The organism is Psychrobacter lutiphocae DSM 21542 (genome assembly GCF_000382145.1).
Classification (GTDB): domain Bacteria; phylum Pseudomonadota; class Gammaproteobacteria; order Pseudomonadales; family Moraxellaceae; genus Psychrobacter; species Psychrobacter lutiphocae.
Genome location: NZ_KB907638.1, coordinates 1 through 11,725, shown reverse-complemented (window position 1 = coordinate 11,725; position 11,725 = coordinate 1). Strand labels below are relative to the sequence as shown.

Here is an 11,725-nt window from a genome sequence, read left to right as displayed (position 1 = left end):
TGCGATACATGATGATAGCACTTATACCTAAACCTCAATAGACTTGAATCGTATTAGTTTAATGGGATAATTGTTTTATTAACAAAGTTAATTAAACGGATAAACTAATCAATTTTATTAAAATGCAAACTGGTCCACATCCATGCTCATATAAGGCTCAGCGCCTGAGTCAATACGAGCTAAGTAAGTGCGAGTACGTGGCAATAGCTTGCTGTAGTAAAACTGAGCGGTTTTGACTTTGGCATCATAGAAGCCAGTTTCAGTGGTGCCATTGGCCAAGGCTTGTTTGGCAACAGCAGCCATACGTGCCCATAAGTAGGCCAAAGTAACATAGCCACTAAAGTACATATAGTCAACGGCTGCAGCGCCAACTGAGTCAGCATCTAGAGTAGCTTGCATACCAATGCGAGCGGTTAAATCAGCCCATTCGGTATTTAGCTTGGCTAGAGGACGGATAAATTCGCCCATTGAGTCATCGTCTTCGTGCTCTTTACAGAATTTATGGATGACTTTAGTGAAGTTGGCCAGCATCTTTCCTTGTGAGCCCAGTACTTTACGACCTAATAGGTCTAAAGATTGAATCTCAGTGGTACCTTCGTATAGACAAGCGATACGGGTATCACGGACATTTTGCTCCATGCCCCATTCTGAGATAAAGCCGTGACCACCATAGACTTGAACGCCGTGGTTGGCAGCTTCATAGCCAGTTTCTGTTAAGAAAGCTTTGGCAATTGGGGTTAACAATGACAGCATTTGATCGGCGTATTTTTGTTCTTCGCCTGTGCCTTTGGCCACGATATCAGCAAACATTGCCAGATAATAGACCAGTGCACGACCACCTTCAGCAAAGGCTTTTTCGGTCAATAGCATGTTGCGAACCGCTGGGTGAACGATGATAGGATCTGCGACTTTATCTGGTGCTTTGGCGCCGGATAGTGAACGCATGGCCAGACGCTCTTTAGCGTATTCAAGTGAGCCTTGGAACGCTACTTCAGATGCAGTTAAACCTTGCACTGCGGTACCGATACGAGCCACGTTCATAAAGGTGAACATACAGTTTAGACCACGATTTTCTGGGCCAATAAGATAACCCGTAGCGCCATCAAAGTTCATCACACAAGTGGCAGAGGCTTTGATACCCATCTTGTGTTCGATTGAACCACAGGTTACACCGTTACGCTCACCTAAGCTGCCGTCAGTATTAATATTCACTTTAGGGACGATAAATAAGGAGATGCCTTTGGTACCAGCAGGGGCGCCAGGCAGGCGAGCCAAGACGATATGAATGATGTTCTCTGTCATATCATGTTCACCGGCAGAGATGAAGATTTTTTGACCTGTGATGCTGTAAGTGCCGTCACCATTGGGCTCAGCTTTGGTACGGATGATACCTAAGTCAGATCCAGCATGCGCTTCGGTTAAGCACATGGTACCTGACCATTCGCCAGTGACCATTTTTTCTAAATAAGTGGCTTTTTGCTCATCGGTGCCGTGGTGCTCAAGGGTAGCAATCGCACCATGTGATAAGCCTGGATACATAGAAAATGACCAGTTGGCTGAGCCCATGATTTCGTTAATCACAGTGCCCAGTGAGAATGGCATGCCTTGACCGCCAAACTCTTCTTCAGCTGCCAAAGCAGCAAAACCAAGCTCGCAATATTGTTTGTACGCCTCTTTAAAGCCAGTTGGTGTGGTGACTTCACCGTTATTAAAGGTACAGCCTTCTTCGTCACCACTGCGGTTGAGCGGTGCAATTTCATTTTCTGCAAAGTTGGCAGCCGCTTCGATATAGCTGTCAATAATATCACGCTCAATTTCAGCGAACTGAGGGATGCTTTGGTAGTGTGCTGCACTGTCTAAAAGTTCATGTAAAACAAACTGCATGTCACGAAGAGGGGCTTTATACTGCATGAGGCTATCCTTAAATGATATGTTGTGAGTAAAGAAACAGCCGAACTTATCTCAATAAAGTAGGCCTTTTATTAAGAGAAGAGATTGGCGGTGATAAGATAATATTTCACATCAAAAGATAGTAGTTAAGCCGTTATTTTACAAGAGTTTGCAAAGACTTATGGGTCACAAATAAGATATTGAATTGAGAGAAAAGTTGTAGATTTTATATTTTTTAACGTGAAAAAAGCGCCTGATTTCCCCCGTTTCAGGCAAGAGTAGCTGTACTGATATACAGCAAAGTAGAGAGGGCAACCACAGGCGCTGTTTCTGTACGCAAAACTCGATTGCCAAGCTGCCAAGGCAAGTATCCAGCGTCACGTGCCAGCTGATATTCTTGCTCAGATAGACCGCCTTCAGCACCGATGAGTAAGTCAAAGCGAGGGTGGGCGTGCTGAGATTGTGTGGTGACAGAGCGGCTAAATTGCTGTCGAATTTTGCCATCCACATTTAGGGTTTGTTTTTCTTGCTGACTGGGCACAGCCAGTACTAAAGCGACAGGAGTCTGTTGCCATAAGCCTTGATAAAAATCATCCGTTACTAAAAGCTGGACGCTGTCATGCACATCACCTTTTTTACCTTGCAGCCACTCTTCGATAGAGACAGGTGATAGGATAAGTGGTGGGCGATTGAGACCGCACTGCTCACAGGCGGATAAGGCAACTTGCTGCCAGTGATTGAGTTTTTTGTCCACTTGATTGGCTTTTAAGCGCACCTCACCATGCTGGCTGGTGAGCAGCTGAATGGCAGTGGCACCCAGCTCGGTGGCTTTTTGAATCGCATAATCCATTCGATCGCCACGGCTCATGACCAACGCAATACTGCTGTAAAACGTTGAAATATTGTCACTGCTATGATGGGCTAAGATACGGGCAGTCGCTGTTTTTTTATCAACCTCAATCAGTTCAATTAAGCTGTTACCGCCTAAGCCGTCAAAGATAAGGCTTTGCTCACCGACTTTGGCACGCAGCACTCGGCACCAGTGATGATAAATGTCGTCTGTTAATAGCAGTTCACTATCAAGAGGCAACTGCTGTAAGCTTAAGTTGGGTGTGTCGGATGAATAAAAAAAACGGCGCATGTTATCAAGCCTTCATGTCATCAATAAAATTATGCGTTAGTTGTTGTTCAGGTTAGCTATTGCTCAAACCTAAAGATTCAACCAGGCGCTTATTGGGTTCTACTCGGTTCATTGAGTAGAAGTGTAGTGCCGGAACGCCTTCAGAAATAAGCACCTCACACAAACGATGTACCACTTCAAAGCCAAACTCACGAATGGCTTTGCGATCATCGCCATAATCGGCCAACTGTTTGCGAATAAAGCGTGGAATATCAGCGCCACAGCTGTCAGCAAAGCGAATGAGACTGCTTGAATTGGTAATCGGCATGATACCAGCGACCAACTTATGTTGATCTAAGTCAACACCACGCTTATTTAGAGCGTCACGCAGGTATAAATAGCTTTCTGCGTTATAAAAAAACTGAGTGATTGCTGAGTTTGCACCGGCTTCAAATTTGTTGACTAAGTTTTGGATATCCGCATCAAAGCTTTTGGCTTGCGGGTGCATTTCAGGATAAGCAGCCACTTCTATATGAAAATGATCGCCAGAATGTTCACGAATAAAGCGTACTAAATCAACGGCAAATGGCAATTCACCCATACCCACTTGTCCAGAAGGCAAGTCACCACGTAGCGCAACCATACGGTTAATGTCAATGGATTTATAAAAATCGAGTAGCTCAGCAATTTCACTTTTATCATCACCAATACATGAGATGTGCGGTGCGATAGGAGTGTTGCTACGTGCTTGCAGAGTTTCGACAATACCTAAAGTACGCTTACGTGTGGTACCACCAGCGCCGTATGTCACTGAAAAATAACTGGGTGCCAGCTCGTTTAAAGTATCAAAGGTGTTGCACAGCTTTTCAACACCTTCATCGGTTTTGGTTGGGAAAAATTCAAAAGAAAATTGTGGCTTAGTCATACCCTGTCCTTGATATAAAAAATAAATCCTAAAAATGGGCCCTAAAAAGAAGCTGAGAAATTATCCAATTTCTCAGCTTTATAATGTAAACCACTTATCACAAATTGTTAAATACTAAAATGGTTTAACGTTAGTACTTTTTATTAGCCTAATCAGATGATTAGTATTTGTAATCGTCTGGCTTGAATGGACCTTCGACAGAGACGCCAATATAATCAGCTTGCTCAGGTGTTAGCTTAGTCATAACACCATTGAAGCCAGCAACCATTGCCGCAGCCACTTCTTCGTCCAGTTTTTTCGGTAATACTTTCACGTATAGACCGTTGGCACGCTCTTCTGCAGATAGCTCAGAGAACTTTTGCTCGTGCAAATACATCTGTGCCAGTACTTGGTTGGCAAAGGAACCATCCATCACACGTGATGGGTGACCAGTGGCGTTACCTAAGTTCACTAAGCGACCTTCTGCCAACAAGATGAGGTAGTCATCCTTGTCATCTGAGCGATAAATCTGGTGAACTTGTGGCTTGATCTCTTCCCAGCGCCAGTTGTCACGCATAAATTGGGTGTCAATCTCAGTATCAAAGTGACCAATGTTACAAACAAGAGCGCCTGGTTTCAGGGCGGCCAGCATATGTCTATCGCACACATGGTAGTTACCAGTAGTAGTCACGATCAGATCCGTATCTTGTAGCAAACGGGTATTGATGCTGTCGGCTGAGTCTGTGTTGTTGCCGTCAATATATGGAGAAACTAACTCGTAGCCATCCATACAAGCTTGCATCGCACAAATAGGATCGACTTCAGATACACGGACAATCATGCCTTCTTGACGCAGACTTTGCGCTGAGCCTTTACCCACATCGCCATAACCGATAACTAGGGCACGACGACCAGCAAGTAGCATGTCTGTACCACGCTTGATAGCATCGTTTAGACTGTGGCGACAGCCATATTTGTTATCGTTTTTAGACTTGGTGACGGCATCGTTGACGTTAATAGCAGGTACTTTTAGCGTCCCTTTGTTTAGCATGTCAATTAAGCGATGCACACCTGTGGTGGTCTCTTCTGAGATACCATTAATGGTCTCTAGCATTTGAGGATAGTCATTGTGAATCAGTGCGGTTAAGTCGCCGCCATCATCTAAAATTAGGTTGGCATCCCAAAGCTGACCACTTTCTTCGCCACCAACATACAGCTGTTGACGTAAGCACCACTCATACTCTTCTTCAGTCTCACCTTTCCATGCAAATACAGGAATACCATTGGCAGCCATAGCAGCGGCAGCATGGTCTTGGGTTGAGAAGATATTACATGACGTCCAGCGTACTTCAGCGCCCAAAGCGACTAGGGTTTCGATAAGTACTGCGGTTTGGATGGTCATGTGAATACAGCCTAAAATCTTAGCACCGGCTAATGGCTGTTGTTCACTATAACGCTTGCGTAATCCCATTAGCGCTGGCATTTCTGCTTCGGCCAATGCGATTTCACGACGGCCATAATCAGCTAGGCTGATGTCGGCTACTTTGTAATCTGTGAAGTTTTCTAAATTGGTTTTTGAATCGATATTAGACACTGCGTCCATCTCGAGCTCCTTGGTGAACATAAAAAAATTAAGGGGAAAAGAAACGCAGGTGTCGTTGTTTGCCAGTAAAAAAGCACATATTCATTCTGACTAACCGAGCCTGACAGTTGCTCTATCTATTTGCAGATAATAAGTTTTATGAATAAAACCAATCCGCTATTTAACAAATAGCTGGTTAACAAATAGCTGGAACAGTAGCAACTGATGCAACACCTCTCGGCAGGGCAATATTGTAATGGATGTGCTCGTTAAAGTCATCTTTAACGGATTGCTTAAAGGTAAGTTTTGATGAAAAAGGGTGAAAATTTAGCAGTTACTTGTTTAATAGTTACTTATTCAACAGTTACTTGTTTAATAGATATCGTCTTATTGTCAGTCACCTTGTGCCATCACAACTACCAACTGCAAATAAGGTAGATAAATATAAGTAGATGAGCCTGTTGTCAGGAGGGGAGGTGTGCCACTTTGTGTACAACAAAAGGCAGTAGTGGCGTTAAAGGATTGGGTATCTTGTAAGTGTTGTTGATATTGTAATAATAGGCGTTGCGCTGGTAAGCTGACATCCGTCTTTAGCCCAGAGATAAGCTGACCTGTGTTAAAGGCTTTGATAGAGCCTTCTTTAAGCATCCATAGTAGCTGGCGTGCTTGTTGGCATAAGGCGTCGTCATCAATAGTGCCCTGTTGCTTCAAAAACTGTAACCAGCTTAGCTCGTTACGATGAAAATAACGTTGACAGACCTTGTCTGAAACTCCATTTAACTCTACATCAATGCCGATATTCATCTGTGATGACGTAATGGCGCAGGCCACCTGCTGCTGAGAGTGCGAAAAACTGACTCGATGACCGAAAGGCTGTAATCGATATGGATAGTGAGAGTCATCTAAACTCACTGCCTGAGAAATCTCAATAGCAGTGATTTGTGTTGAAAGCTGCGCTATCAATTTACTGGCAAGCTTACGTACTGCCAGTTTTTGTTTTTGTTGTTGCGTTAATGTTGTGTTTAAGGACTCAAAGCATGCAGAGGCAAGCCAAATCTTAGCTTTTGTAGAAAATAAAGGCTGCTGGTTGCCGTAACAATCAAAGGCGAGAAAGTTTATATTACTAAGGTTGATGGTTTTTGGCGTTATCATTGCATTGGCTTTTTGCAGTTTATGCTGTGTGCTGAAGCTTAGATTGTGTGTTTGCTGTTTGACGGTTTAAGATCGATTGTAAATAATAACAGCCTAATACTGAATGTTATCAGGCTGTCATCAAATTAAATTGAGCGAGTCATTAGCAAATAAGCAATGCGCTAGTGCTAGTAAGTCAATTCCGCACGACGATTTTTAGCGTGTGACGCTTCATCCGTACCCATCTCAAGCAGGCGATCTTCACCATAACTGATGGTTTCAACACGGGCATCTGGGATACCTTGTGCGGCCAAATAAGCTTTTACCGCTTGGGCACGGCGTTCACCTAACGCATGGTTATATTCACGGCTGCCGCGCTCATCAGTGTGGCCTGCGACTAACACACGTGCTTCAGGATTGTTGGCTAAAAAGTCGACTTGCTCATTTAAAATGGCGGCGGCTTCAGGATCTATCTCGAAGCTATCAAAGGAAAAATGAACCACGCTACGTACATTTTGAGCATCAGCCTGAACTTGAGCTGAGTTGGCAATAAGCGGTTGTACTTGGTGCGCAGCGTTACCTGGCACTGCCATTGGCGCAACCACAAGATCTGATGAGCTTGATTTGCTGGCACAGCCGACTGTGGCAAGTAGGGTAGCAGAAGCAAGTGCAATGGCTGAAACTTTAAGATATGAAAGCATATGAGTTCCTCAGTTTACTCAAAAGTGTTTTCAGCGCTGTGTTGTTTCAACGAACATTCAGATGAAGCAAGCGCGCAGATGGACACTGGAATATTTGCAAAAATAATTACAGATGCATTATAACCAATATTACACAAATAAAAATAGATATTGTGTTGTGTTATTCGTGTTACTGGATTGAGACTTCCGATTTTCTAGATAGTAGCTGTATAGAAGCATGATAAAATCATGACAAAATTTAGACCAGATAACAAGTTAATTTATCTTTGTTGCCATCAGCTTGGCCTACTTTAGTTACTTTTTTAGGGCTTATTCTAGGGTATATTCTAGGGCTGCTTTAGGGGTTTATTTTTAGGGATTATTTTAGGGAATATTTTAGGGATTAGTTACCAGCGATATTTATCATAGTTTTCAGGATTGGCCCAGTATTTGGCATTGAGCCAATCAGGGCGAGCTTTGTAATCATATAAATTAAATTGCCAGCAGTTAATAATGGTGGATTGTGTGGCTAGGTCTTTATTGGTGATACCATCAGCTATGGGCGTTAAGATATAACCTAGATCATTGAGATTTCTTGACATATTTATCTGATTAGCCCCTTGGTTTGAGTGTGTGGTAGATAGGCTAGAATTGGCTAAAAATATCACGCTTTGTTGGGCAAATAAGTCTCTTAATCGGGTGGCAATCTGTTGTTGCTGGCTGTGAATAGTGGTGATGTTTGTCACATTCATACATTGTTCATTGTGTTGTGCAACTGCTACTAACTGAGGGTCAATAAAGCAGCCTAAGGTGTAGCGATGATTAAAGTCAGCTGTAATAAAGTCCTCAGTAGTGAGGGTATAGATGTCTATATCTAAGTCAGCATAGTTGTTTTTAATTAAGATGGGCATTAGCTCTAGCACTGCTTGTTCACTGATCAAAAGCAGGCTAAAAGGTACTTCATTCCCGTCTTGCTGTAAATAATCAATGACCTGTAATAGATGCTGTACCATTGCATTGACAATAGGTGAGCGCTGTCTTTGTGCTGGCTGCTGGGTTGATAAAGGCTGAGTTGGCATAATTTCGCTTAGTCTGTCTGAGTTTAGTTTATTTTAGATGGGTTTTTGGTTAGGGGCTTTAAATAAGAATGGATGCTACAATATACTATACATCTTTTAAAACACTATACATCTTTTAAAACACTATACATCTTTTAAAACAAAAAATTTAAATCAAATTAAAACCTAGCCATTGAAAAACTTAGTTATTTAAAGTTAAAAATACAGCATAACTGACAGCAAATAGGCAAACAAGAGAGATATCATGAGTACTGAAGCTGAAGACCAACAAAAAACCTGCACTCCTGCACAAAAAATTTATCTAAAAGACTATACCCCACCTAGCTTTGGTGTCGATAGTGTCCATTTAGATATTAAAATGTTTGATGATCATGCGACCGTAGATAGCATACTGAAGATGACTCGTCAGCACTCAGGCGATTTGGTGTTATTTGGTCAAAACATGAGTTTAACTGGTATCAATATGAATAATGAGCCTCTTGATGCCAGTCGATATCACTTAGATGACACTCAGTTAATCATCCCAGATGCGCCAGATGCTGTTGAACTGAAAATCAGTGTCCGCCATGAGCCACAAAAGAACACCGAGCTTGAAGGCTTGTATATCGCTGGCGATGGTGATGAGGTGATGTATGTTACTCAATGTGAGCCAGAAGGCTTTCGTAAGATTACCTATTATCCCGACCGCCCTGATGTGCTGTCGGTGTTTACCACTCGCTTAGAGGCGGACAAAAAGTTCCCGACCTTACTTGCCAACGGTGACTTGATTGAATCAGGTGATGTCGCAGAAGACAGCAATCGCCATTATGCCATTTGGCATGATGCCAGCAAAAAGCCAAGCTATTTGTTTGCCTGTGTGTTTGCAGACTTAGCTGTGCTAACCGACAGCTATACCACTATTGAAGGTCGAGAGGTAACGCTGGAGATTTATGCGCAGCAGTATGATATAGATAAGTGTCATGTGGCGATGCAGGCGTTAAAAGACGCAATGCATTGGGATGAGGTCAACTACGGACGTGCCTATGATTTAGACCGCTATATGATCGTAGCGGTGAAGCAGTTTAATATGGGGGCGATGGAAAACAAAGGCTTAAATATTTTTAACACCTCTTGCGTGTTATCTAGCCCAGAGACCACCACGGATGCCCGTAGCTTTAGCGTCAAAGCCATCATTGCGCATGAGTATTTCCACAATTGGACAGGTAACCGAGTCACTTGCCGAGATTGGTTTCAGCTGTGTTTAAAAGAGGGGTTAACCGTCTTCCGTGATCAATCATTTTCGGCCGATCATCAGTCACCTGCGGTACAGCGCATTGATGATGTGTCTATGCTACGTGCCTATCAATTTACTGAAGATGCAGGTCCCTTAGCGCATCCACCACGTCCAAATAGCTTTGTTGAAATCAATAACTTCTATACCACAACCGTCTATGAAAAAGGCGCTGAAGTGGTGCGTATGCTCGCCAATACCCTAGGTGATAAGTATCGGAAAGGTACAGATACCTATTTTGAGCGCTATGATGGGCAAGCGGTGACCGTTGAAGACTGGCTATCGGCGTTAAGTGCTAATGGCAAATCGGTCGAGCACTTTATTGACTGGTACACTCAGCCAGGTACGCCAGAGGTTACTGGCTCACAGCAGTTTGACCCAGAAAGTGGCAGGCTAACGATCAGCTTATCACAGCGCACCCGCCACGTTGAGGGCTGTGATGCGCCAAAAGCCTTGCCAATACCGATTGCGACAGCAGTGTTCGACAGAACAACCGGTGAGCTGATTGAAGAGCGTTTATTGATGCTAGATACAGCACAACAAGACTTTGTATTTGAACAATTAAATACGGTAGAGAGTGTAGAGCCTGTGGTGTCATTGCTGCGTAACTTTAGTGCACCAGTACAGTTAAAATATGACCACAGCGAGCAAGACTTGGCCTTTTTGTTGGCACATGAAACCAGCGGCTTTAACCAGTGGCAAAGTGCACAAGCTTTGGTCAATCAAATCTTATTACAAGGTCATGATCCAAAAGTGTATCTACAAGCCGTTAGCAAAGCCTTCGTTGAACTGGCCGAAACCGATGCGATGCTGGCGGCTCGCATTTTGGACATTCCTGCTGAGCGTGAGCTGGCAAGCTCGGTCAATTCAAACTATCAGCCTGAACAGATGAAGCAAAAATGGCAGGCCTTAAAGCAGCAGCTGGCGCAAGCTTTAGCTGAACATTGGGCTACTGTGTATCAGCAGTTACCGATTAATAGCTATGAAGATACGCCAGAAGCACGTGGCAAACGTGCCTTGCGTAATGTAGTGCTAGATATGGCACTGACGGCGGGTATCAAGGAGGCGCATCAGTGGGCGCAATCTCAGTATGACACGGCCAGCTGTATGACCGAACGCTTGGGCGCATTGACCGCTATGGTCAATCATCAGCATCCTGCCAAAGCTGAGGTGTTGTCCGACTTTTATCAGCGCTTTAATAAGCAAGCCTTGGTCATGGATTTATGGTTCAGTGTACAAGCCGGCGATGTCAATGCCAGCGTGGCAGATATTCAGGCGTTGATTGAGCGTGAGGACTTTGATTGGGGTACACCAAATCGAATCCGTGCAGTGGTGGGTAGCTTTGCGTCACAGCCAACCAAGCTGTGGACGACAGAAGGGCTACAAACCTATATCTCTGTGGTGCAAAAGCTAGATGCGACCAACCCTGTATTGGCCTCTCGCTTATTGCAGGCATTATCACGCTGGTACACCCTTGCTGAGCCGATGCGCACTGAGGCACAAGCGCAATTGCAACAGCTAAGTGGTCAAGTCAAATCCAAAAACGTGATAGAAAGCTTACAGACCCTGCTAAGTGCAAGTTAAATAGGGGAGCAGATTAATGGGCGTAGGCTGGCTGGGTGCAACAACACCCAGCAAGTCATATATTCACAGTATATAAACCCCACTCTCAACATGAATAGTTGGGAATATTAATAACTGAGTTATTAGCTGTATCTTTAGCTTATTTATTGCAATATGTTGAAACGGAGGGCAAGTCCCCCTTTCTCAAAGCATAGGTATCTACACAATTGGTAACAGCTCATAAAGCTGTTAGAATAAATTAGTATGGCATAGAGAAAATGGAGCTAGATACGAGGCTCATTAAACGATATCAACAACTCGTACGTAATCACACACACCTAAATGGTTATCTACACACAGGTATGAAAGCTACCATTAATAATCAAAGTAGTTTCGCTCAAACACAAGCATTATGGCGTTTTATTCACAATGATAAAGTCAGCTACCAAATGCTTAACGAACCCTTGATGGCAAATAGCTTACAAGGGTGTAGCGAACACTGTAAG

At 43.6% G+C, this 11,725-nt stretch carries 8 protein-coding genes; 1 reads left to right on the top strand and 7 read right to left on the bottom strand.

Annotated elements, in window-relative coordinates:
• Positions 1 to 117 precede the first annotated feature (117 nt).
• The 7 genes from H140_RS0107605 to H140_RS15170 form a co-directional block, all read right to left on the bottom strand.
• Positions 118 to 1,911: an acyl-CoA dehydrogenase C-terminal domain-containing protein gene (locus tag H140_RS0107605; RefSeq protein WP_019673067.1), complete on the bottom strand. Its 1,794-nt coding sequence runs from the start codon at positions 1,909 to 1,911 to the stop codon at positions 118 to 120.
• Between the two features lie 247 nt (positions 1,912 to 2,158).
• Positions 2,159 to 3,031 carry a 16S rRNA (uracil(1498)-N(3))-methyltransferase gene (locus H140_RS0107600; protein WP_019673066.1) on the bottom strand — a complete coding sequence of 291 codons (873 nt, stop codon included), beginning with the start codon at positions 3,029 to 3,031 and terminating at the stop codon, positions 2,159 to 2,161.
• A gap of 52 nt (positions 3,032 to 3,083) precedes the next feature.
• Complete coding sequence (metF, locus tag H140_RS0107595) at positions 3,084 to 3,935, bottom strand: methylenetetrahydrofolate reductase [NAD(P)H] (RefSeq protein ID WP_019673065.1); 852 nt, start codon at positions 3,933 to 3,935, stop codon at positions 3,084 to 3,086.
• Between the two features lie 160 nt (positions 3,936 to 4,095).
• Positions 4,096 to 5,517 carry an adenosylhomocysteinase gene (gene ahcY, locus H140_RS0107590; protein ID WP_019673064.1) on the bottom strand — a complete coding sequence of 474 codons (1,422 nt, stop codon included), beginning with the start codon at positions 5,515 to 5,517 and terminating at the stop codon, positions 4,096 to 4,098.
• A 372-nt stretch (positions 5,518 to 5,889) separates the two neighbouring features.
• Positions 5,890 to 6,648: a 4'-phosphopantetheinyl transferase family protein gene (locus H140_RS15175; protein ID WP_019673063.1), complete on the bottom strand. Its 759-nt coding sequence runs from the start codon at positions 6,646 to 6,648 to the stop codon at positions 5,890 to 5,892.
• Between the two features lie 167 nt (positions 6,649 to 6,815).
• Entirely contained in the window at positions 6,816 to 7,328 is a 513-nt protein-coding gene (pal, locus tag H140_RS0107580; RefSeq protein WP_019673062.1) for a peptidoglycan-associated lipoprotein Pal, read from the bottom strand.
• Between the two features lie 386 nt (positions 7,329 to 7,714).
• The gene (locus tag H140_RS15170; RefSeq protein WP_019673061.1) at positions 7,715 to 8,386 is read right to left on the bottom strand and encodes a DUF6231 family protein; all 672 of its coding nucleotides are present in this window, start codon (positions 8,384 to 8,386) and stop codon (positions 7,715 to 7,717) included.
• 244 nt (positions 8,387 to 8,630) lie between these two features.
• Here H140_RS15170 and pepN point away from each other — a divergent pair, with 244 nt between their 5' ends.
• Entirely contained in the window at positions 8,631 to 11,240 is a 2,610-nt protein-coding gene (pepN, locus tag H140_RS0107570) for an aminopeptidase N (protein WP_019673060.1), read from the top strand.
• Positions 11,241 to 11,725 lie beyond the last annotated feature (485 nt).